Origin of the sequence: Arsenophonus endosymbiont of Apis mellifera (assembly GCF_903968575.1) — a bacterium.
Taxonomy (GTDB): Bacteria; Pseudomonadota; Gammaproteobacteria; order Enterobacterales; family Enterobacteriaceae; genus Arsenophonus; species Arsenophonus apicola.
Genome location: NZ_CAJCFU010000064.1, coordinates 20,010 through 43,850 on the forward strand (window position 1 = coordinate 20,010; position 23,841 = coordinate 43,850).

The following is a 23,841-nucleotide window of genomic DNA, read 5'->3' on the forward strand; positions in this document are numbered from 1 at the left end:
TGCCACGATAGTAATATCGTGGCATTTTTGTTATTCATTTTTGTTTTCGTTAGCTACCTCTTTTTTTTCTAATTGTTCGATGCGTTTTTCCATTTCGATCATTTTTTCACGGGTGCGCAGTAAAACTTGTGTCTGAATATCAAATTCTTCACGCGAAACTAAATCGAATTTTCCTAATTGGGACTGTAATATTGCCCGTAGCTTTTTATCAAGATCTTCGCCTAAGTCACGTATCCCTTGCGGTAAGGTATCTTTGATCTGGCGAACAACTTGTTCAATTTTTTTCGCGTCAAGCATTACTATATCCTTTCAGGTCACAAATTATAATCTATCGGTTATTTAATAATAGATCTTAAAATAATCAGCTAGCTTTGACAAAATTATTTTTAATAAATTTGGTGATAAAAATGGCTCTAAATTAGCGGAAATAACCACATAAAACCAAGTTGGCTGACTATATAGATGATAATACTGTTTCAATCATATATTTTGCTGTTGTTGATTGCCACAGATCTATATTCACGATATAGTTTAGCTGTTTATCTCAGGGCGGGGTGAAATTCCCCACCGGCGGTGATATTTATTCTGCTAATTGAATAACCAAGTCCGCGAGCGTTCCGTTGTAGCAATGTGCGATGGAAGTCAGCAGATCCAGTGAGATTCTGGAACCGACGGTTATAGTCCGGATGGGAGAGAATAACGATATCTGTAGTTTTGCGATCTGCCAATTGTGCGCAGGTTTTTAAGATACTAGTTTGATTTTTTATACTCCCAAGCTCGCCCTGGTTCTGGTAATTTAGTATTTATTGATGAGGTTTTACCATGAATCAGACGTCACTTTCCGCATATGGCACTCCGATCGAACGTATAGAGCGCGCTCTTGAGGCATTACGTCAAGGTAAAGGTGTTATGGTACTTGACGACGAAAGCCGTGAAAACGAGGGTGATATTATTTTTGCCGCTGAAACAATGACAGTTGAACAGATGGCATTAACTATCCGCCATGGCAGTGGAATTGTTTGTCTTTGTATAACGGAAGAACGCCGTAAGCAGCTAGCATTACCAATGATGGTTGAAGAAAATTCCAGTCAGTTTCAAACCGCATTTACTATCACTATTGAGGCTTCTGAAGGGGTGACAACCGGGGTCTCGGCCAGTGATCGTTTAATGACTATTCGTAAAGCCATTGCCGATGATGCAAAGCCTACCGATCTTAATCGGCCAGGGCATGTTTTTCCGTTAAGAGCCCAACAAGGGGGAGTATTGCAGCGTCGCGGTCATACCGAAGCGACCATTGATTTGGTGACTTTAGCCGGTTTTAAGCCAGCAGGCGTTTTATGTGAGTTGACAAATGACGATGGTACCATGGCCCGTATGCCAGAAGTGCTTATCTTTGCCAAGCAACATGATATGCCGGTAATAACGATTGAAGATCTGGTAACCTATCGTCAGCAATTTACTCAAAAGGCCGGTTAGCCGACGGAATAAGCCATATTTCATGATGGAATTTTGTCCTATATGAGTTTTATGGTTAACCAGTGCTGTCATACTGGAAAGTGTTTATTAAATAACAAACACATTTTAAATCTATCGCTATAGAGTGGAAATATAGGCTGAGTGCTTAAACGAATAAATTTGCTTGGCTGAACTGAGGTGGAGTGCTCAGACAAAAAATAGTTGCTAATTAATTTGTCCGCCGGCTAATTTTATTGTCTATTTTTAATCTGCTAATCATAATAGTAACAACAGCAAGATAATGATTAGCTTGTCATTATCTTGCGCCTATGTTGCAAAAGTTAGTTTAGAATAATATGCGGATAAAAACGGGACAGATCCTGGGTAATTAATTGCTTGTCTTCTCGAATACCAATTCCTGCCGGTTGATCATTTACCAGCCAACTACCGATTAAGGTATAGTTATTTTCAAATTGAGGCAGGGGATAAAATTGTTGAATAATCATACCTTCTTCGCCATATGGGCCATCTATTGAGGCAATTTCACGTTCATTATCGATGATACGAATATTTGCCCCTTCGCGTGAAAAAATAGGTTTGATCACATAGCGATCCAGTTTCGGCGGATTAGCTTCAGCAAAATAAGCAGGTAACAGATTGGGATGATTAGGAAACATTTCCCATAACATAGGTAGTAATGCCTTGTTAGAAATAATGCTTTTCCAGGCTGGCTCTAACCACTTTACTCCGGCATCGGCTAACTTAGTAGAAAAAATCTCTCTAAACATAAACTCCCAAGGATATAATTTAAACAGATTGCTAATAACTTGATTATTAGGATCGGTAAATTGTCCTTTTTCACCTAAACCAATTTGATCAACATAGAGAAATTCGGTTGCAATATTGGCTTCGTAAGCACAGTCTTGTAAGTATTGGATAGTGCCGCGATCTTCGTCACTATCTTGACAGCAGGCAAAATGTAACCAGTTAAAGCCAAATGATTCACGTAGTTGCGTAAAGCGTTCAATAAGTTGCTCTTGTATACTATTAAATTGATCAGCATTGGCTGGTAAATTGCCAGCATTGATCTGATCTTCTAACCAGATCCACTGAAAAAATGCGCTTTCATATAAAGATGTGGGTGTATCTGCATTATTTTCTAATAATTTTGCCGGTGTTTTACCATCATAAGCTAAATCTAATCGGGAATAGAGTGAAGGTTGATTAGTTTTCCATGAGTGATTAACAAATTCCCAACAATGTTTAGGGATCTGAAATTTTAACAATAATTCCTCGTTATTCACTACTTTTTCCACCACTTGCAGGCACATTTGATGTATTTCAGCGGTGGTTGCTTCAAGATCTTCCACTTGTTGCATAGTAAATTGATAATAGGCATTTTCACACCAATAAGGTTCACCGTATAAGGTGTGAAAATGAAAACCAAATTCAGTTGCCTTTTCTTTCCAATCAGGGCGTTCAGTGATGGGCATCCTTATCATCGCCATTAACCTCCCATAGAACGCTGAGAAGACGAAGTGGCACTTTGACGCTGCATGTGAGCCTGTTGTTTAACAACTGATTCGCCGAAACCACCACGAGTGATAGTGGTCGTCGTTGCCGGTTTGGGGGCAAGAGCTGATGGCGGTACAGTCATTGTTCTGCCTCCCGCTACCGCCGGTCCATAGTTTTTGCCACTGGCATCCACAAATTTTCCATTGGCCGGACTTGCAGGATTGTTTGAGCTAAACAGAGGTTGCGCTGCAGGCGCTGGGGCATTTGCACCACCACCCATTAGGCGTCCCATCATATAACCTGCCATTAATGGCATCCAGAAACTACCACTTTGTCCACTGGCTTGATTTTCTGCCAAACCGGCTTGAGCTGGAGTTTGTGTTGCAGTTTGAGCTGTAGTTTGCGTTGCAATTTGGCTGGAAGCCTGAGTACATTTTTCTTCACCAAATTCAGCCACACAATCTTCACGTGTCGCATATTTAGGTGCAGTTTTTGCTGCTTCCTGCAATGCATTTTTATAAGCAAGCGAACATTGTTCACTTTGAGCGGGGTTTTTCTGGGCACAATCCTCTGCATTAGTATATAAAGATACGCTTTCGTCGCTTTGTTCACAAGCGGACAACATAAATACCGTACTAATCGCTAAGGCGACAGGTGCTAAGCGGTAGGCGCGCCAGCTTTTACGAAAAGCATCTTGATTAATATTCTTCGTGCGCTTTATTTTCATCATCATTTACCTATCCTAAAGGTCGAAATAAAAATCGTCAAACTAGGATAGAATAGGGTAATTACGGTGGAAATTAAAGCATAAAGCTGACAGAAATATGGCTATCAATCGGATTATTTATTTTAAGTGGTAAAAATACAACTTTTCTAATTAATTTTCGCTACACTAAAAAAACCCACAATATGTGGGCATTAATAAGCGAGTATTTATTTAATGTATTTGTGGAACATTCATCGGATTAATAATTGTATCCGGTGAGGTTGATAATGTTTTGCCTAAGCTATTATTTAAACGGATCAGATCGCTTTCATTTAACGTCCCACGAGCATACTGGATTTTCAGATCGTTAATCAGATAGTCATAACGTGCATTAGCTAGATTCTGTTTTGCCTGAAAAAGGGTTGTTGTTGCGTTCAACACGTCCACGATTGTTCGCGTGCCGACTTGATAGCCTGCTTCCATCGCATCTAACGAACTTTGTGCTGAAATGACTAATTGTTGGTAAGCCTTGATGCTACTAATAGAAGATATAACATTATTGTAGGAAGAGCGTACTATTTGAATAACATTGCGATAAGTACTTTCGAGCTGTTCGCTGGCACTAATATAACCATACTGTGCTTGTTCAACGCGTGAGTTAGTTTTGCCACCGGTATATAACGGCACACTTAACGTTAGTCCGACGCTATTTTGGCCAGTATAGCTAGTATCATTTCGGTTCCATAGATGATTAGCACTACCGTGATAATGAGTGTTGTTAACGCCCGTTGATGCTTCTAATCCAAGGGTAGGTAAATGTCCTGACTGTTCATAGCGAATATTTTCTCGCGCCAAATCTTGTGACAAACGCGCGCTGAGTAAACTTAAGTTGCGCGTTTCAGCATCTTTTAATAGTTTTTCTACTCGAGCAGGTGTTTGCGTGCGGAAGTGATCAATATTTAAAACGGCTAATTGGCTGTAATAGATGCCGCTAACTTGGCGTAATTTTTCCAACGCATTTTCTAATTGATTACGGCTCGATACTTCCTGCGCCAATACGCTGTCATAATTAGCACGGGCGTTTTGTACATCAGTAATAGCCACTAATCCTACGTTAAAACGTTGGGTTGTTTGATCTAACTGGCGATAAACGGCTTTTTTCTGGGCTTCAATATAGTCTAATAAGTCAATCGCGCGTAACACGTCAAAATAAGCTGTGGCAGTATCAAGAATTAATTTTTGTTGATTAGTTTGATAAGTAACATCAGCAATACCGGCGGTTTTTTCTTGTATGTCTAACTGTTGCCATTTTGACATATCAAAGATGGTTTGGGTGAGTTTAAGATTGGCGCCAAGTTGGTTGTTTTCTGTGTCTCGGTTATCACGATAACCGCTGTTATAGGTGAAATTTGCACCTAAACCTAATTGCGGCAGTAAAGGGCTTCGAGCTTCATTAATTTTTTCAAATGCTTGGTCGCGTTCTGCTAGTGATTTACGTAAATCTGGATTACTTTCTTTTGCTTTCTGATAGACTTGCAATAAATTTTCAGCTTGCCCTGTGGCACTTAGTCCCATTAGGCTAATGGTGATAAAAAGAGAGATAAATTTTTTCATTCTTATTCCTTGATTATGCAATTTATTATGCAATTTTTTGCTTTAGTTATCTCAGAAAAACATTAATACCGCTAATTTTAGCAGAATATGTCATTATTCCATGGTAGCTGTTTGTGCCATCTAGCATGTTAAATCTGGTCGATGTTACATTATTTATAAGTTAATTTCCTTAAAAAACGTTATATAAGTCTCACTTTTTTGTCAGTTAATGCATATAAATTCAGAGAGTTTTTATGAGTGATAAAAAAAATTTACCCTTCAAGTTTAGCCAAAATGATGTGGAAATTACGGCTAAGTTCGATCTTTATAGTGGTTTTTTTCGTTTTGTAGAATACCGTTTTCGACATAAGTTGTTTAACGGGGGTTGGAGCAAGGAAATTCGACGTGAAGTTTTAGAACGGGGCAATGCGGGCGTTATTTTACCTTATGATCCTTGTCTTGATAAGGTCGTGTTAGTTGAACAAGTACGGCTCCCGGCGATTGAAACTAGCAAAACACCGTGGCTATTAGAAACTATTGCTGGCATGGTAGAACAAAATGAAAACTTAGAACAGCTAGTTCGTCGTGAAGCTAAAGAAGAAGCGGGTATTACCATTTTGCGTTGTCACTATGCACTAAGTTATCTTACTAGCCCAGGCGGCACCACTGAGCGTATTTATGTACATATCGGTGAAATTGATGCATTAGCAATCAAACCCGGCACCATACATGGATTGAACAGCGAAAATGAAGATATTCGTGTCCATGTTGTTAGTCGCGAACAAGCTTATCAATGGGTGGAATTAGGGGTAATTGATAATGCGGCTACTGTAATCGCAATACAGTGGTTACAATTAAATCATCTTAGATTGAAAAACAATTGGTTGAATAACTTAAAATAACTACTTATTCATAGATATAAAAAAGAAGTGTGTATCAGCCAACAGTTATTGATAAAGTATTAATGTTAAAATAACGTATAAAGTAGGTAGAAACTAAGGAAATTGCTTGGATAGTCTGTTTAAATTAACAACAAAGCAAAAAAATTTAGTGAGGATCTTACAAATTACTGATACTCACCTTTTTGCTAATGTTGATGATACTCTACTTGGCGTCAATACTTTTGCTAGTTTTCATGCAGTGATTGATGCAATTTTAGCGCGCAATGAAAATGTTGATCTGGTTGTCGCTACCGGTGATTTGGCTCAAGATCAATCCGCCCAAGCCTATCAGCATTTTGCAGAAGGGATCAAACGGTTGGCTGCTCCTTGTGTTTGGTTGCCAGGCAATCATGATTATCAACCGGCAATGGTAGCTACTTTAGCGAAAGCAGGAATTTTACCCTCTAAACAGGTGCTAATTAATGATAATTGGCAAATCCTTATGTTGGACAGCCAAATTCAGGGTGCGGTACATGGGAAATTGTCCAATCAACAATTGTTATGGATGAAAAGCTGTTTTGATGCCTACAATGAGCGTAGTCATTTACTGATGTTACATCATCATCCTTTACCATCGGGTTGTACCTGGCTTGATCAACATTGCTTGCGTAATTCTCATATTGTGGCTGACTATTTAAAGCAATATCCGCAAATTAAAGCAATTTTATGTGGGCATATTCATCAAGAAATAGATGAATATTGGCAAGGGATCCGCATGATGGCAACACCATCAACTTGTATCCAATTTAAACCTCATTGTACTAATTTTACATTAGATATTCTGGCACCGGGATGGCGTTATCTTGATCTTTCTATCAATGATGACGGTGAAAATGTGTTGGATACCCAAGTTTTCAGATTGGCTAGTGATAAATACCGTCCAGATTTCGATTCAGGCGGTTATTAATGTCAACATTAATTTATATTCATGGTTTTAATAGTTCCCCTCTATCACAGAAGGCAAATAGCTTAAAAACTTGGTTAAGCGGGCAACACCCAGAAGTTAATATGCTGATACCCCAGCTTCCTTGTTATCCGGCAGAAACGATTGAGTTACTACAGAATCTCGTAACGGCCCATGCGGGAGAGCCGATTGGCGTGATAGGTTCTTCCTTGGGTGGTTATTTTGCTATTTGGTTATCGCAAAAATTTAGTTTACCCGCAGTTATTGTCAATCCAGCAGTACGCCCCTTTGATTTGTTTCAACAGTATTTAGGTGAGCAAGTCAATCCTTACACAAAGGAATGCTACATTTTGCAACCCCATCATTTAAATGAACTGCAAGAGATACAAATTAAGACATTAACGGCACCTGATCTGATTTGGTTATTACAACAAACTGGTGATGAAATATTGGACTATCGTCAAGCTGTTACCTATCTTATGGAGTGTAAGCAAACAATTGAGTCAGGAGGTAACCATGCTTTTGTTGGATTTGACTACTATTTTCCACAAATTATGCGTTTTTTAGCTTTGGCAAAGACAAAATAAGTAAAAAATTATTCAAAATAGCTGAATCACTGTTATTATCATCAGTATCTCAGCATTTATTTGCCTAATTAATCGTCAATTACCGCAGAAAATAATATGACTCAATCTAATTATAATGCAGAGGCAATCGAGGTCCTCAGTGGTTTAGAACCTGTACGTCGTCGCCCGGGCATGTACACCGATACCTCTCGACCAAATCATCTGGCGCAGGAAGTTATTGATAACAGTGTCGATGAGGCGCTTGCCGGTTATGCCAAACGTATCGATGTCATCTTGTATGAAGATCAGTCGCTGGAAGTGATTGATGATGGCCGAGGTATGCCCGTTGATATCCACCCGGAAAAGAAAGTGCCAGCTGTAGAGCTGATTTTGGGGCATTTACATGCTGGGGGAAAATTTTCTAATAAAAATTATCAATTCTCTGGCGGGCTACATGGTGTTGGTATTTCCGTAGTGAATGCGTTATCAAAACGTATTGAAGTAACTGTCAGTCGTGATAGCCAAATATACCGAATAGCTTTTGAAAATGGCGAAAAAGTTCAGGAACTCGAGGTAATTGGTAGTTGTGCTAAACGGACAACCGGGACTGGTGTGCGTTTTTGGCCCGATAGCCATTTTTTTGACAACCCACGATTTTCTATTTCACGTTTAGTACACATATTAAAAGCCAAGGCTGTGCTATGCCCTGGTGTTGAAATCATCTTTAAGGATAAAATAAATAATACTGAGCAGACATGGCGTTATAACGATGGCTTAACCGACTATCTAATGGAGGCAGTGAACGGTTTAGTTACTTTACCGGAAAAAGCGTTTGTTGGTAATTTTGCTGGCCAATTAGAAATGGTCGATTGGGCATTGCTCTGGTTACCAGAGGGTGGGGAACTATTAACCGAGAGTTATGTTAACCTTATTCCAACGGCACAAGGTGGTACCCATGTTAATGGATTACGTCAAGGTTTGCTGGATGCGATGAGGGAGTTTTGTGAATACCGTAATTTACTTCCCCGCGGTGTGAAATTAACGGGTGATGATATTTGGGAACGCTGTGCTTATGTTCTATCAGTTAAAATGCAAGATCCTCAATTTGCCGGCCAGACTAAAGAACGTCTTTCTTCTCGCCAGAGCGCTGCGTTTGTTTCCGGTGTGGTAAAAGATGCTTTTAGTTTGTGGTTAAACCAAAATGTTCAAGAAGCTGAGCAATTAGCGGAGCTCACCATCTCTAGTGCGCAAAGGCGTCTACGCGCAGCGAAAAAAGTTGTGCGCAAAAAACTGACCAGCGGGCCTGCGTTACCCGGTAAGCTAGCCGATTGTACATCTCAAGATCTTAATTTCACTGAACTATTTTTAGTTGAGGGTGATTCAGCCGGTGGATCGGCTAAGCAGGCTCGTGATCGTGAATATCAGGCGATTATGCCGTTAAGAGGCAAGATACTGAATACCTGGGAAGTTTCTTCCGATGAAGTTTTAGCTTCACAGGAAGTTCATGATATCTCAGTGGCTATTGGTATCGATCCAGACAGCAATGATCTTAGCCAGCTCCGTTACGGTAAGATTTGTGTTCTGGCCGATGCAGATTCGGATGGATTGCATATTGCAACATTACTCTGCGCGCTTTTTGTTCGCCACTTTCCCGCTTTAGTAAAAGCAGGCCATATTTATATTGCTATGCCACCTTTATATCGTATTGATCTAGGTAAAGAAGTCTATTATGCCCTCGATGAAGGTGAAAAGGCTGCTGTTCTCGATCGGCTAAGTTATAAGCGTGGCAAACCGAATGTCCAGCGCTTTAAAGGGTTAGGTGAGATGAATCCGACGCAATTACGTGAAACCACGCTTGATCCTAATACACGACGCTTAGTCCAACTCATTATTAATGATGATAATTATCAAGAAACACTAGCGATGATGGATATGCTACTGGCGAAAAAACGGGCAGAAGATCGTCGAAATTGGTTACAAGATAAAGGCGATGCGATAGAAATTGAAGTGTAATCGACACTGTTAATCAGAGACTGAGGAATTAAATGAATGAGTGAGATAACTCACGATGGTGTAGAGCAACAACCACTTTACACCTTTACCGAAAATGCCTATCTCAATTATTCCATGTACGTCATCATGGACAGAGCATTGCCATTTATTGGCGATGGGTTAAAACCTGTTCAACGCCGAATTGTTTATGCCATGTCTGAGCTTGGTTTGAGTAATGCGGCTAAATACAAAAAATCAGCACGTACAGTCGGTGATGTATTGGGGAAATATCATCCACATGGTGATAGTGCTTGTTATGAGGCTATGGTGTTGATGGCACAACCGTTTTCCTATCGTTATCCATTAGTTGATGGCCAGGGGAACTGGGGAGCACCCGATGATCCTAAGTCATTTGCTGCGATGCGCTACACTGAATCAAGATTGTCAAAATACGCGGAAACGCTACTTAGTGAATTAGGATTAGGAACAGTAGCCTGGACGCCTAACTTTGATGGAACATTAACTGAACCCAAAACCCTACCGGCAAGATTACCCAATATACTGTTAAATGGTACCACAGGGATTGCAGTTGGTATGGCGACCGATATTCCGCCACATAATGCTCCTGAAGTAGCAAGTGCATTAGTTGCTTTACTGGAAAATCCAAAAGCTGATCTTAATATGTTGATGAATTTTATTCCTGCTCCTGATTACCCAACAGAAGCAGAGATTATTTCATCAAAAGAAGATATTCAAAAAATTTACCAAACAGGCCGTGGTTCTATTCGGCTACGTGCCGTATGGGAAATGGATGATGGTAATGCTGTTATTACTGCACTGCCTCATCAGGTATCTGGTGCTAAAGTGTTAGAACAGATTGCTTCACAAATGCGCGCCAAAAAATTACCGATGGTAGAAGATTTACGCGATGAGTCAGATCATGAAAACCCGACACGTTTAGTGATTGTACCAAGAAGTAATCGGATTGATTTAGAACAAGTGATGACGCATTTATTTGCCACGACGGATCTAGAAAAAAGTTATCGGGTCAATTTGAATATGATTGGTTTGGATAATCGCCCAGCAGTTAAAGGACTGGTTGAAATTTTAAATGAATGGTTATTATTTCGACGAGAAACTGTGCGTAACCGCTTAAATCATCGTTTAGAAAAAGTATTAAAACGCTTACATATTCTTGACGGTTTATTAATAGCTTATCTGAATATAGATGAGGTTATCCATATTATCCGTAATGAAGATGAGCCTAAAGCCGTATTAGTGGCTCGTTTTGCTCTTTCAGAAACTCAGGCTGAATCTATCCTGGAATTGAAATTGCGTCATTTGGCTAAACTAGAGGAGTTTAAGTTACGTGGCGAGCAAGATGAATTAGCGAAAGAGCGTGATCAACTACAAGCTATTTTGGGTTCTGAACGTCGTTTAAACACCTTAATCAAGAAAGAAATTGAAACAGATGCACAGACCTATGGGGATGATCGTCGCTCACCGCTTAAGGAGCGTATTGAAGCAAAAGCCATGAATGAACATGATATTTTGCCTTCTGAGCCGGTTACTATTGTCCTTTCTGTTATGGGATGGGTGAGAAGCGCAAAAGGTCATGATATTGATCCGACTAACCTTAATTATAAAGCGGGTGATGGTTTCCGTAGTGCAGCAAAAGGTAAAACTAATCAACCGGTCGTTTTTCTTGATAGCACAGGGCGAAGTTATTCATTAGATCCGCTTGATCTTCCTTCTGCACGAGGGCAGGGAGAACCTCTTACTGGCAAATTGGCATTACCACCTGGCGCAACGACTGAACATGTATTGACAGCGCCTGAAGAGCAAAAATATTTGTTGGCATCGGATGCGGGGTATGGGTTTATCTGTACCTTTAGTGATTTAGTAGCAAAAAATAAAGCAGGTAAGGCATTAATTACCTTACCGAATAATGCTAAGGTATTAGCACCATTAGAAGTTAACAATGAACAGCAAGATTTATTATTAGCAATTACTAAAGCAGGCCGAATGCTAATATTTCCTGTTAGCGATCTCCCACAGCTTTCTAAAGGAAAAGGTAATAAAATTATTAATATTTCTGCTGCTCAATCAGCCAGCGGAGAGGATCTGCTAGTTTGGTTAATATTTTTGCAGCCTCAGTCTTCAATTACACTCTATTTGGGTAAACGAAAAATGAAATTAAATCCAGAAGATTTGCAAAAATATCGTGCTGAACGAGGTCGTAAAGGTTCTCCATTACCTCGTGGATTACAGAGTATTGAGCGTATAGAAGTAACACCTGCTAGTAATAAATAATCTTCGATTGTTTTTATAGATGGGTGAAGTTACTTATTACTTGAGGTAAATATGTTAGCTATAGTTCGTATTATTATTGTGATCCTATTTACGATATTGGTTTGCGTGTTAGGATGTTTTTTTTGCTTATTTAGTCCAAGAAATCCAAGCCATGTTATGCGCTTTGGCCGGCTGTTTGGTAAATTATCTTATGTTTTTGGTATTACCATTATTAGTCGAGTGCCAGCTGAAGCCAAAGATTACGGTCCCAGTATCTATATAGGTAATCATCAAAATAACTATGATATGGTGACGATGTCAAATGCAGTACAGCCAAATACCGTTACTGTTGGGAAAAAAAACTTAGTCTTTATTCCTTTTTTTGGTCCGCTATATTGGTTGTCTGGTAATATTCTTATTGATAGGGCTAATCGAACTAAAGCGCACAATACCATTTCGCAGGTTGTTCAACAGATCAAAAAAAGAAAAATTTCTGTTTGGATGTTTCCTGAGGGAACCCGTAGTCGTGGTCGAGGTTTACTGCCATTTAAAACCGGTGCATTTTATGCAGCAATTGCAGCAGGTGTGCCAATAATACCGGTCTGTTTATCTGAAACAGAAGGGCGCATTAAACTAAATCGTTGGAATAATGGAGTAGTGATCGTCGAAATGCTACCGTCTATTGACACAACAAAGTATAATCGAGAAAACGTGCGTGAATTGGCAGATTATTGCCATGATTTATTTAAAGCTAAAATTGCAGAATTAAATAAAGAAGTAGCAGAAATAGAGCAAAAAATGAAATAAAATTTAAGTTCATTTTCAAGCAAATTAGTTTCTAAATGATCATATTTAACAATATATTAATATTTGGCGTTGTAGCAATCTATTGTCTTAATTGAATAGAGTTATCAAATAATTGGGATAACACAATTACTAGCAGATAGTAGGATAAGTATATTTCCTTTATGAACAATAAATGGCGCTAGCTTATTAATGATTTTGTGGAGAGGCTATGTCACTAAGTCGGCGTCGATTTCTTAAGCTATCAAGTATAGCAATGAGTGTTTCTATGCTTCCTACTGCGGTTAGAGCAGAAAAAAATGCAGGATACCCATTATTACCAATCCCGCCTCTATTAGAATCTCATTTGGGTCAACCGTTGTTTCTTACGTTGAAAAAATCTTATTGGTCTTTTGATGGTAGCCATCGTACTACGACTATTGGTTGCAATGGTTATTATTTAGGGCCAACCATTCGAGTAGAAACGGATAGTGATTTGAAATTGGTATATAGTAATCGACTCTCTGAAGAAGTTGCTATGACAGTCAGTGGGTTACAAGTTCCAGGTACTCAAATTGGTGGGGCAGCCAGATTAATGTCACCCAATGTTGATTGGTCGCCGGTACTGCCGATCCGTCAACCCGCTGCGACCTGTTGGTATCATGCGAATACACCTGGCAAGATGGCAAGACAAATTCATGATGGTTTGGTTGGTATGTGGATTGTGTCTGATAAGACCAGTAAGAATTTAAATATTCCTAATCATTACGGCGTGGATGATTTTCCTATTATTATGCAAGATAAACGGCTAGATAGTTTTGGAACACCACACTATAAAGCGACAGCGGAAGGTTTTTTAGGTGATACTTTATTAGTTAATGGTGTGCAGGAGCCGTATATTAAAGTCGCTCGCGGCTGGATCCGCTTACGGTTACTTAATGCATCAAATTCAAGACGCTACGTATTGGAAATCAGTGATAAGCGACCATTTTTTTTGATAGCGAGTGATCAAGGGTTACTACCTGCTCCGGTGAGTATCGATAAATTACCTATGGCGCCTGGCGAGCGTCGAGAAGTATTAATTGATATGTCCAAAACAGAGTTATTGACGATAACGGCTGGCAGAGCGGCAGGTATTATGGATCGGATTAAAGGACTTTTCGAACCATCAACTTTATTAAATTCGACCAAGGTTTTAACCATTTGTTCATCAGGGCTATTATCATTGGTAACCGATAATTTACCAAAAACACTGGTTAATGACACTAGCCAAATCACATCGACTATTCGTAATCGTGAAGTGACCCTTAGTAAACCTTTTGGCATTAATGGTATGATGCGGGATGTAAATCGTATTGACTTAATCACTCAGCAGGGAGCATGGGAACGCTGGATAGTAAAAGCGCATGAGCCTCAAGCATTTCATATTGAAGGTGTTCGTTTCAAAGTTATTAATCATAATGGTGTTGTACCTGGCCCAGAGGATTATGGCTGGAAAGATACAGTATGGATAAATGGCTACAGTGAATTATTAGTTAATATGCTACAACCGTCTTATGATCATTTTCCTTTTTTGTATTTTAGTCAAAATTTAGAGAAAGCGGATAAAGGCTCAACTGCACAGATGGTGATCAACCCATCAGCTTAATTTATTTCTATAATATAGAATATTTTTGCGGCTGATTAATAAAAAAGTAATTTGTATTATTTTATGTTTTTATTATTTTGATTGTTATTTATTATTTAAAATTATCTATATAATAGTAATTAATGATTTGATTGTTTTTATAAAAATGTAGATTTATTGAAGAGTGATTGGATTTTTTAAATGTAAAATCCAATTTTCTATTATGCCAATATGGTGACCTAATGAATATTAGTTTAATCGCAGCAATGGCGGCGGATCAGGTAATTGGTTTGGAAAATAACATGCCATGGGTGTTATCCGGTGATTTAGCCTGGTTTAAGCGTAATACGTTAAATAAGCCAGTTATAATGGGACGTATAACTTATGAAGCTATAGGTAAACCTTTACCTCAACGTTTGAATATTATTCTTAGTCAAACACATTCGAGTAATGATAAAGGCGTTGTTTGGGTTAACTCAGTTGACGAGGCACTAGCCGCAGCTGGGGAAGTAGAAGAAATAATGATTATAGGCGGGGGGAAAATTTATGAATTATTCTTACCTCTGGCAAATCGTCTTTATTTAACGCATGTAGATGCAGAAGTGATTGGTGATACCTATTTTCCTGTTTATGAACCTGATGAGTGGGATTCCGTATTTACTGAATACCATGAAGCAGATGAAAAAAATTCTCATAATTATTGTTTTGAGATATTAGAACGTCGCTCACAAAGCTAAGTGAGACTCCTAGTGGTAATAAAAAATCGAAGGCTAACACTTCGGTTTTTTATTATTAATTTGAATTAGGTGATGTTAAATATATAAATAAAAATTAAATTTGTATTATTAATTAAATAATTTAAGTCAAATAGTTATAAATAGGGGTTTATTTAAATAGGTTTATAATCATTATTTTAGTAATATTAAAACAAAATTAATTAGTTTATTAGTTATATTCTATTATCTGCTGTTTAGCGACAAGTATAGTGTTAGTTATCTTTTAGTAAATGCAGGCTGGCTAAAATATTTTTTGTCCTCCCAACGAAGTAAAGTCAGTTTTCCTCCCCAGCAACAACCGGTATCAAGTCCATAAATCCCTTTAGGCGTTCCTTTCCCTTCCAGGGAAGCCCAGTGACCAAAAATAATGGCATATTCTGGTGGAATTTTTCGTGGCAGATCAAACCAAGGCTTTAAAGGCGGAGGGGTGTTTTCAGGTTTATTTTTCCAGGCCATATTTAACTGACCGTCAGGAAAACAATAGCGCATCCGGGTTAGGACATTGGTACTAAAACGTAAACGGGATAATCCTGTTAAATTGGGCGACCAGTTGTTCGGCATATCACCATAGATAGAGTCGATAAATAAAGGATAGGTATCACTACTAAGAACAGCCTCTACTTCTCTAGCACACATCTGGGCTGTTGCTAAGTCCCATTGCGGTGTGATCCCAGCATGTGCCATGATGATTTTTTCCTTATTGTCCACTTGTAATAGCGGCTGACGTCGTAACCAATTAACTAGTTCATTAGCATCAGGGGCGGTTAGTAATTTTTTCAGTTTGTCTTTAGGTTTATTATGACTAATGTTGGCATATACACCGATAAGATGGAGATCATGATTACCTAGTACCATTCTGACGGATGAGCCTAATGTTTTAATGTAACGTAAAACTTTTAGAGAATCCGGGCCACGGGCGACCAGATCACCGGTGAGCCATAAAACATCTTTTTGTGGCTCAAATTTTACTTGTTTGAGAAGTGCCTTAAGTTCACGATAGCAACCGTGAATATCTCCGATAAGATAAGTAGCCATAATTAGTTTATAAGTGTTGGGATAGCAAGACGAAAGACTGGGATATCAACATAAAAATTTTTACCATCATTATCTAACATTACATAATGGCCTTCCATAGTTCCCATTGGCGTTTCTATAATAGCGCCACTGGTATAACGATATTCGGCGCCGGGTTGAATGATGGGTTGTTCTCCTACAACACCCTGGCCTTGTACTTCGGTGCGTTTACCATCACTATTAGTAATTAGCCAATAGCGGCTGATTAACTGTACTGGTGTACGGCCAAGATTACGAATAGAAATCGTATAGGCAAAAACAAACCGGGCTTCTTCTGGTAAAGATTGATTTTCAATATAGACACTTTGAACTTGTATGCAGATGTTTGGTTCATTTAGCATAGTGCCCCCAAAGTTTATCACTATCAGATCGTGGTTTTAGCCAATTGGCAGGCTAACTTACAATAATTTTCTACTGAAATATTTTCCGCGCGACAGTTAGGATCAATACCTAATTGTTCAAAATCCTGCACGCTAAATAAATCACTTAAACTATTACGAATCGTCTTACGGCGTTGATTAAATGCCTGGGTAGTAATACGACTTAATAATTTGACATCACAAATAGCGTAAGGGTTTCGTTGATGAGGAATTAAACGTACTACAGCTGAATCCACTTTTGGTGCTGGGGTAAAAGCCGAGGGAGGTACGGCTAGAATAGGGATTATCTGACAATAATATTGCGCCATAACGCTAAGACGACCATATGCTTTAGTATTTGGTCCTGCGACTAAGCGATTAACAACCTCTTTTTGTAGCATAAAGTTCATGTCAGCGATAGCGGTAGTATAAGTGAAAAGATGGAACATTAATGGGGTTGAAATATTATAAGGCAGGTTACCGAACACTCTAAGGGGTTGACCTTTTTCTTTCGCTATTGCGCCAAAATCGATCGTCATGGCATCGTTTTGTATAATTGTTAGTTTCGCCCTAAGTGCAGGGTGGGCGGCTAAACGGGCAGCAAGATCACGATCTAACTCAATTACTGTCATATTCTCTATCTGGTCACTGATGGGTAACGTCAGGGCGCCTAAACCAGGACCGATTTCAACAATAGCTTGATTAGGTTTTGGGTTAAATGCAGTCACCATACTGTCAATAATAAATGGGTCAGTTAAAAAATTTTGCCCAAAGCGCTTACGGGCAAAGTGCCCTTGATGGATTCGTTTATTCATTGTTATTTTGTATCATGCTAATAGCTAATTTTAAGGCAGTTATAAAACTGTTTGCATTTGCTTGCCCACTTCCTGCCAGCTCGATGGCGGTACCATGGTCAACCGATGTACGGATAAAGGGTAAGCCTAAAGTAATGTTTACCGCGTGACCAAAACCTTGATATTTTAGCACAGGTAGACCTTGATCGTGATACATGGCTAAGATTGCATCAGCTTGGTTCAGATATTTTGGCTGGAATAGGCTATCCGCTGGGAAAGGGCCATAAAGTTGCAATCCTTCATGACGCAATTTCTGGATAACTGGGATAATAGTGTCGATTTCCTCATGTCCCATATGTCCGCCTTCGCCGGCATGAGGATTTAATCCACAGATATAGATAGCGGGTGTTTTAATGCCAAATTTAGATTTTAACTCATTATTTAAAATATAAATAACTTGTTGTAGGCTCTCAAAAGTAATGGCATCTGCAACCTGTTTGAGCGGTATATGGGTCGTTGCCAGCGCGACACGCAATGTTTCTGTCGCTAACATCATGACCACTTTTTGGGCTTTACTTCTATCAGCAAAAAATTCAGTATGACCGGTAAAAGAAATGCCTGCATCATTGATAATTCCTTTATGGACAGGGCCGGTAACTAATGCTGAAAATTCACCGGTCATACAGCCATCACATGCGCGACTAAGGGTTTCTATTACATACGGGCTATTTTGTTTATTTAGTTGGCCTGTTTTGACTTCTGTGGGTAATTTTATCGGTAAAACCGTCAGTGTTTTGGCAGCTTGGCCGTTATTCAGAGAATCAGGCGAATAGATAGTTAATTCTAATTCTAAACAAAGTTGATTAGCCCGAGTTAGTAGCAGGTCTGGATCAGCACAAGCAACTAATCTAACCGGCCAATTTTGTAGAGCCAGTTGGATCAAAAGATCAGGACCTACCCCGGCCGGTTCACCCGGGGTGAGAACGATAGCGTTAGTTATTTTTCCCATAAAAATTATTGTGCATCACTATCATTAAGAATTTTTACATAGGCAGATGCGCGTAGCTCTTGCATCCAAATTTGTGCTTCTTCATTAAATTTACGATTGAATAACAGACGGTAGGCATGATCTTTCTGTGCTACATCGGTTTTATCAACTTGGCGCGTATCTTCTAACTGAATAAGATGCCAACCAAAAGAAGAGTGGATTGGCTGACTTATTTCCCCTTTACTTAACCGCATTAAACCATCACGAAATGCTGGATCATAAACATTGGGCATATTCCAACCAAGTTCACCACCTCGTAACGCAGAACCAGGATCTTGTGAGTATTTTTTAGCTGCTTCGGCAAAAGTTATTTGACCCGTTTTAATTTGCTGCGCAATTTGTTGTATTTTTGCGTGCGCTTGTTCGTTATTCATAATAGGTGAGAGCTTAATAAGAATATGGCGAGCTTTTACTTCGGTGACTGAAATGGGCATATTGCCACGTTGTATATCATTAAGTTTTAAGATATGAAATCCGACACTAGAACGTATAGGCCCAATGATATCACCTTTTTTCGCATGCTGAACTTGTTGAGCAAAAACGGTTGGCAATTCTTCCGCTTTACTCCAGCCCATTTGCCCACCTTTTAAGGCATTAGGGTCGGCAGAGTAAGTAATGGCAAGTTTACCAAAATCAGCGCCTTGCTTTAATTGAGCAATAATTTTATTTACCGTATCCATTGCTGATTGACTTTGTGCATTGGTTGGATTTTCTGGTAATGGGATCAAAATATGACTTAAGTTTACATTAGCATCCTGGCCGGCTTGCGAATTAAGTTGCGCAGCTAATGAATCGACTTCTTGCGGCAGAATAGTGATCCTCCGACGAACTTCATTATTACGTACTTCTGCGATCATCATTTCTCTACGAACATCGCTACGGTAATTTTGTAAATTGATGCCATCCATCGACAATCGTTGTTGCAATTGGCCAAAAGTTAATCCATTTTGTGCTGCAATATTGGCGATAGTAACGTCTATGGCTTGATCAGGAATTTGGATCTGCATTTTTTCAGCTATTTGCATAATAATTTTATCTATGATCAAACGTTCTAATATTTGGTGACGTAATGCATTTTCATCGGGAATTTGTTGTCCTGCATTTCTGGCGTTTATTCTTACGATATCTAGCATACTATCTACGTCACTTTGTAGCACAACGCCATCGTTAACGATAGCAGTCACTTTATCCAATTGCTGTAGCGCTGCTAGTGTGGTGGTACTGACTGAGAACAACAAGCCAATAATCAGTTTTCTCCAATAATTCATAAAATTCTCATTTTGTTCGATTATATTACGGTTTGATCCTATTTCAGGTTTCTTCTATTTGATAGATAAAAATATCAATTTTATTAGAAGGCTCGTTGATAAGGTAAAATACCACTAGCAAGCATATCCTGACTTCCCAAATTATGATTATTATTTAGGCCTTTTAGTTCCACATTGATTGACCATCGATTATCATAGTCACTACTGAAGTTTTGTTGTTGCCATCCCACAATTTTACGCTCATAACCCATATTAATTGACCAGCAGCAAGTACTATATTGTAAACCGATCAATCGACTCGCGGGTTGGTTTTCTTTCAAATCATAATAGTATGAGCCAACGAAGCCCCACTGATCGCCTAAAGGCCAACTTACTACCGCGCCAATTTGGGAAATTCCTTTTTGAAAGGCTGGTGCGGCTTCTTTAAGAGTTGCTTGAATATAATCGCGATCGACGAAACGATAATTCAGCTGCAATAAGCGATCTGAATCCAGACGATATTCTGTTATCACATTACCCATAGTAATATCACCCAGACGTCTATCATACTGGAGTCCGCCACGTAATCCCCAGTTATCAGTTAGTCGTAAATAAGCATCGCCCGCCCATAATAGTGAGCCAGTATTACTTTTATCTTCAATAGGCAAATCGGAATCTTCGGTTCTTGGACGTTCAAAATAGTATATTTGGCCGACAGAAAAATTAAACCGTTCAGTTAATTCTTCATCATAAATACGTGTAGTAATACCGGTTGTCAATTGGTTAGCAGAAGCGATACGATCGAGTCCACTATAGATGCGGTTACGGAATAAACCGTTATAGTCAGCCTGTAGTAAGGAAGAATCATAATTATTAATATCACTTTGATCACGATAAGGCACGTAAAGATATTGAACCCGAGGTTCTAACGTTTGTACATAATTGCTATTGATCAATAGGTCGCGTTCAAAAACCAGTTTTGCATCAGAAGTTAACGCGGGTAAGATACGAGTAACCTGTTTTTTCAGATTGCTATTAGCCAGGTTGGCAGGGATATCCTGATCATAATAGGTCGCCATCACCTTTACCGTATTGTTAATACTTGCCCAATCATTAGATAATGGCAGATTAAGTTCTGGTTCGATGTGTAACCGTGTGGCATCCGGATTATTGGTTCCAACACTAGTAATACGCGCTGCTTGAGCATAAGTTTTTAGATCAAATGGCCCCAAATCATTTTTATAATAGTTAAGATCTAATTGAGGTTCAGTTTTATAGGCTTTACTATTAGGTGAATCAACAAAAACCTGAAATTGTTTATGTGTTAAGGTTGCATTCCAGTTTGGTTGTGCATAACCGACACTGAATTTTTGGGTGGCATAACCGTCAGTACTATTACCATATTTAGAAGTAAAATCGGTGAAATATTTTGAATCACTGACTTTTGTATAATCAAAATTAAAGCGCCATACCTGATCGAGTACGCCAGAATGGCCCCAATATAACAACCAGCGATCATCACTATCACGAGCGGGATACTTGCCACTATTTTTATCTTTAATATAGCTGCGATCGTGCTTTAGCCAATCAACGGCAAGGGTACCGGCTCCAGCAATAGTTAGATAACGAAATTCGTTATTCAGTTTTACGCCACGAAAAGTCATAAATTGTGGTGTAATGGTGGCATCGTAATTAGGTGCAATATTCCAGTAAAAGGGAAGCGCGAAATCTAATCCTGAACCTTTAGAATAACTACCATTAGGTAATAAAAAACCGGAACGACGCTTATTGCCAATAGGTAATTGTAAATAAGGGCTATAAAAAACCGGTACATTAGCAATACGAAAGCGCGCATTCCATATTTCGGCAACTTCTTCTTCGCGATCTAAAATAACTTCTGAGCCAACAACACTCCAGCTATCATTACCGGGGAGGCAAGCAGTAAACATGCCTTTTTCTAAAATGGTATAGCGATTTTCACCCCGCAATTTCATTTTATTTGCGTAGCCGCGTCCCTGACGGCCTACCATTAAATAATCACCTTTTTCAACATCGGTATCTTTATTATTCAGATTTGACCATGCTTTAGGCCCTTTTAGGATAATTTGTGGATCATCATAATGTACATTTCCCGTTGCGACCACCGTACGCACTGGGTTTTGGCTCGTCGTTTCTGTTTGGGTCAATTTAACTTCATCGGCAGTGAGGGTCTGGTTACCTTGTTGAATATCTACATTACCTTTATACGCGATGAAATGAGGATATTCACCAGCCCCATCTTTTGCGGTGATATGGACGGGTAGATCATTGGGATTACCTTTCACGATGGGTTTAGTATATACCGGTACCCCTAGCATGCATTGTTCTGTTAGATCAGCATGGGCATGTTGGCTATGAACAGCTATCCAAATCATGGTAGCAAGTAGTGTCGGGTGACTTTTTTTCATCATTCTGTATGTAGTTCCTTCATCGATATTATCGTGTAGGCAAAAGTTCAACAATTAACGTACTTAACGGTTCTTGTCTGTATAAAACCATCAGCTATATATTTCAGGTTATTAGGCACAGAGTAGAATGAGTAGTATGATAATGCAAAATTATACTCAGGGCATTGGGGAATTGAGAAGTTTATGCGGTATTGGGGAAAAATTATTGGTCTAATGTTGGGGATCATGTCTGGCACTCATATTTGGGGTGTTATCATCGGTTTCATTATCGGTCATGCATATGATAAAGCATCAGAACAGCAAAATTTAGAGAAAACAGGCGCTAAACAGAACCGTCAGGCACTTTTTTTCGTCAGCACATTTCAAATTTTAGGCCATCTGACTAAAGCAAAAGGTCGAGTCACTGAAGTTGATATTAAACTGGCAACAAACCTAATGGACAGAATGCAGTTGCATGGTGATGCCAGAATTTCAGCACAAAATGCTTTTAGAGAAGGTAAAGAGCAAAAATTTCCTCTAAGGGAAACGCTGAAAAAATTACGTCGAGCTTGTTTTGGTCGATTTGATCTTATTCAGATGTTTCTGGAAATTCAAATACAAGCTGCTTTTGCTGATGGCGCTTTACATCCTAATGAGCGAAAAGTGTTGTTTATTATTGCAGAAGAGTTAGGCATTTCACATAATCAGTTTGAACAGTTCTTGCATATGATGGAAGGTGGCCGACGGTTTGAACATAGTAGTAACTATTCTTATGGTTCCAATCGCTATCGACATACTGCCCAAGGACCAACATTAGCAGATGCTTGTAAGGTATTAGGTGTGCAACCTAATGATGAACAAACCAAAATTAAACGTGCCTATCGCAAATTAATGGCTGAACATCATCCAGATAAATTGGTGGCTAAAGGGTTACCACCAGAAATGATGGAAATTGCTAAACAAAAAGCACAATCAATTCAAGCTGCTTATGATTTGATCAAGAAAGAACGTCATTTCAAATAATTTATAGTGTTAAACGTTTGTTGAATAAGTTTTCCAACTGCTAAAAATCTGCTTTACAAGTAAAATGGATAGGCGATCCATAAATTGGGTGAGTAATGTAAAGCTCTTCTGCATGTAATTGCAGGCGTGAGGAGAGTATTAGCGCCGCGTTATGGGCATAAAATCGATCACCAATAATGGGATGGCCGAGTGAAAGCAGATGAACACGTAATTGGTGGGAACGACCTGTAATCGGAATAAGTTTGACCAGCGTTGTTTGTTCTTCGTAAGCTAACACTTCGTATTTAGTTTGTGCTGGTTTACCGGTTGTAAAGCACACTTTTTGTTTAGGTCGATTTGGCCAATCGCAGATCAGCGGCAGATCGATGAGTCCTTTTTTATTGCTAATATGACCCCAAACTCTTGCCTGATAAATTTTTTGCGGTTCTCTTTCGCGGAATTGACGTTTTAACTCTTTTTCTACGGTTTTATTCAATGCCACGACCATAATTCCGCTGGTTGCCATATCCAGGCGATGAACAGATTCTGCGGTTGGGAAATCCGCCTGAACTCGTGTCATTATACTATCTTTATGTTCGGCCGCTTTACCCGGTACTGATAACAGGCCACTAGGTTTGTTAACCACAATAATATGCTGATCTTGATAAAGAATATGCAGCCATGGATCGGTAGGCGGATGGTAAAACATCTCATTTGCTCCAACGTGGCCAGAAACTTTAT

Annotated in this window: 21 protein-coding genes and 1 riboswitch; of the genes, 10 read left to right on the forward strand and 11 right to left on the reverse strand. The window is 39.1% G+C overall.

All coding sequences use genetic code 11. The annotated features are described in order from the left end of the window. Nucleotides 1–30 precede the first annotated feature (30 nt). Nucleotides 31–297 carry a ubiquinone biosynthesis accessory factor UbiK gene (gene ubiK / locus H1X92_RS10630; protein WP_180560123.1) on the reverse strand — a complete coding sequence of 89 codons (267 nt, stop codon included), beginning with the start codon at nt 295–297 and terminating at the stop codon, nt 31–33. Between the two features lie 239 nt (nt 298–536). Beyond that, a riboswitch (FMN riboswitch) is annotated at nt 537–702 on the forward strand. 120 nt (nt 703–822) lie between these two features. Between ubiK and ribB the strand changes: the two genes are divergently transcribed. After that, complete coding sequence (ribB, locus tag H1X92_RS10635) at nt 823–1,476, forward strand: 3,4-dihydroxy-2-butanone-4-phosphate synthase (protein WP_180560124.1); 654 nt, start codon at nt 823–825, stop codon at nt 1,474–1,476. 320 nt (nt 1,477–1,796) lie between these two features. Here ribB and H1X92_RS10640 read toward each other — a convergent pair whose 3' ends face one another. From H1X92_RS10640 to tolC, 3 genes are all read right to left on the reverse strand, one after another. Further along, nucleotides 1,797–2,957, reverse strand: coding sequence for a glutathionylspermidine synthase family protein (locus H1X92_RS10640; protein WP_180560125.1), 1,161 nt, complete (start codon nt 2,955–2,957; stop codon nt 1,797–1,799). Nucleotides 2,958–2,962: 5 nt separating this feature from the next. Continuing rightward, the gene (locus tag H1X92_RS10645) at nt 2,963–3,697 is read right to left on the reverse strand and encodes a DUF1190 family protein (protein ID WP_180560162.1); all 735 of its coding nucleotides are present in this window, start codon (nt 3,695–3,697) and stop codon (nt 2,963–2,965) included. 210 nt (nt 3,698–3,907) lie between these two features. Continuing rightward, complete coding sequence (tolC, locus tag H1X92_RS10650) at nt 3,908–5,290, reverse strand: outer membrane channel protein TolC (RefSeq protein WP_180560126.1); 1,383 nt, start codon at nt 5,288–5,290, stop codon at nt 3,908–3,910. Nucleotides 5,291–5,523: 233 nt separating this feature from the next. Here tolC and nudF point away from each other — a divergent pair, with 233 nt between their 5' ends. The 8 genes from nudF (at nt 5,524) to folA (ending at nt 15,111) form a co-directional block, all read left to right on the forward strand. Beyond that, the gene (gene nudF / locus H1X92_RS10655) at nt 5,524–6,171 is read left to right on the forward strand and encodes an ADP-ribose diphosphatase (RefSeq protein ID WP_180560127.1); all 648 of its coding nucleotides are present in this window, start codon (nt 5,524–5,526) and stop codon (nt 6,169–6,171) included. A 106-nt stretch (nt 6,172–6,277) separates the two neighbouring features. Then, nucleotides 6,278–7,117 (forward strand): 3',5'-cyclic-AMP phosphodiesterase, encoded by an 840-nt coding sequence (gene cpdA, locus H1X92_RS10660; protein ID WP_180560128.1) that lies wholly within the window; start codon nt 6,278–6,280, stop codon nt 7,115–7,117. Then, on the forward strand, nt 7,117–7,701 hold the full coding sequence (gene yqiA / locus H1X92_RS10665) for an esterase YqiA (RefSeq protein WP_180560129.1): 585 nt from the start codon (nt 7,117–7,119) through the stop codon (nt 7,699–7,701). The genes cpdA and yqiA overlap by 1 nt, the downstream gene beginning before the upstream one ends. A 96-nt stretch (nt 7,702–7,797) precedes the next feature. Continuing rightward, a complete protein-coding gene (parE, locus tag H1X92_RS10670; RefSeq protein ID WP_180560130.1) occupies nt 7,798–9,693 on the forward strand; it encodes a DNA topoisomerase IV subunit B in 1,896 nt (631 codons plus the stop codon). A gap of 36 nt (nt 9,694–9,729) precedes the next feature. After that, nucleotides 9,730–11,985: a DNA topoisomerase IV subunit A gene (gene parC / locus H1X92_RS10675; RefSeq protein ID WP_180560131.1), complete on the forward strand. Its 2,256-nt coding sequence runs from the start codon at nt 9,730–9,732 to the stop codon at nt 11,983–11,985. Nucleotides 11,986–12,036: 51 nt separating this feature from the next. Next, on the forward strand, nt 12,037–12,771 hold the full coding sequence (locus H1X92_RS10680; protein ID WP_180560132.1) for a 1-acylglycerol-3-phosphate O-acyltransferase: 735 nt from the start codon (nt 12,037–12,039) through the stop codon (nt 12,769–12,771). A 208-nt stretch (nt 12,772–12,979) separates the two neighbouring features. Beyond that, nucleotides 12,980–14,395, forward strand: coding sequence for a cell division protein FtsP (ftsP, locus tag H1X92_RS10685; RefSeq protein WP_180560133.1), 1,416 nt, complete (start codon nt 12,980–12,982; stop codon nt 14,393–14,395). Between the two features lie 221 nt (nt 14,396–14,616). Further along, the gene (gene folA, locus H1X92_RS10690) at nt 14,617–15,111 is read left to right on the forward strand and encodes a type 3 dihydrofolate reductase (RefSeq protein WP_180560134.1); all 495 of its coding nucleotides are present in this window, start codon (nt 14,617–14,619) and stop codon (nt 15,109–15,111) included. A 255-nt stretch (nt 15,112–15,366) separates the two neighbouring features. Here folA and apaH read toward each other — a convergent pair whose 3' ends face one another. From apaH to lptD, 6 genes are all read right to left on the reverse strand, one after another. Next, a complete protein-coding gene (gene apaH / locus H1X92_RS10695) occupies nt 15,367–16,185 on the reverse strand; it encodes a bis(5'-nucleosyl)-tetraphosphatase (symmetrical) ApaH (RefSeq protein ID WP_180560135.1) in 819 nt (272 codons plus the stop codon). Between the two features lie 2 nt (nt 16,186–16,187). Continuing rightward, nucleotides 16,188–16,565 carry a Co2+/Mg2+ efflux protein ApaG gene (gene apaG, locus H1X92_RS10700; RefSeq protein WP_180560136.1) on the reverse strand — a complete coding sequence of 126 codons (378 nt, stop codon included), beginning with the start codon at nt 16,563–16,565 and terminating at the stop codon, nt 16,188–16,190. Between the two features lie 23 nt (nt 16,566–16,588). Then, complete coding sequence (gene rsmA, locus H1X92_RS10705) at nt 16,589–17,398, reverse strand: 16S rRNA (adenine(1518)-N(6)/adenine(1519)-N(6))-dimethyltransferase RsmA (RefSeq protein WP_180560137.1); 810 nt, start codon at nt 17,396–17,398, stop codon at nt 16,589–16,591. Then, on the reverse strand, nt 17,391–18,386 hold the full coding sequence (pdxA, locus tag H1X92_RS10710) for a 4-hydroxythreonine-4-phosphate dehydrogenase PdxA (protein ID WP_180560138.1): 996 nt from the start codon (nt 18,384–18,386) through the stop codon (nt 17,391–17,393). The genes rsmA and pdxA overlap by 8 nt, the downstream gene beginning before the upstream one ends. Before the next feature lie 5 nt (nt 18,387–18,391). Next, nucleotides 18,392–19,693: a peptidylprolyl isomerase SurA gene (gene surA / locus H1X92_RS10715; RefSeq protein ID WP_180560139.1), complete on the reverse strand. Its 1,302-nt coding sequence runs from the start codon at nt 19,691–19,693 to the stop codon at nt 18,392–18,394. A gap of 83 nt (nt 19,694–19,776) precedes the next feature. Further along, nucleotides 19,777–22,119, reverse strand: a complete 2,343-nt coding sequence (gene lptD, locus H1X92_RS10720; protein ID WP_180560163.1) for an LPS assembly protein LptD — start codon at nt 22,117–22,119, stop codon at nt 19,777–19,779. Nucleotides 22,120–22,302: 183 nt separating this feature from the next. Between lptD and djlA the strand changes: the two genes are divergently transcribed. Further along, complete coding sequence (gene djlA, locus H1X92_RS10725; protein WP_180560140.1) at nt 22,303–23,121, forward strand: co-chaperone DjlA; 819 nt, start codon at nt 22,303–22,305, stop codon at nt 23,119–23,121. Nucleotides 23,122–23,161: 40 nt separating this feature from the next. On the opposite strand, the gene rluA is transcribed toward djlA, so the two are convergent. Further along, entirely contained in the window at nt 23,162–23,809 is a 648-nt protein-coding gene (rluA, locus tag H1X92_RS10730; protein WP_180560141.1) for a bifunctional tRNA pseudouridine(32) synthase/23S rRNA pseudouridine(746) synthase RluA, read from the reverse strand. Nucleotides 23,810–23,841: the final 32 nt, after the last annotated feature.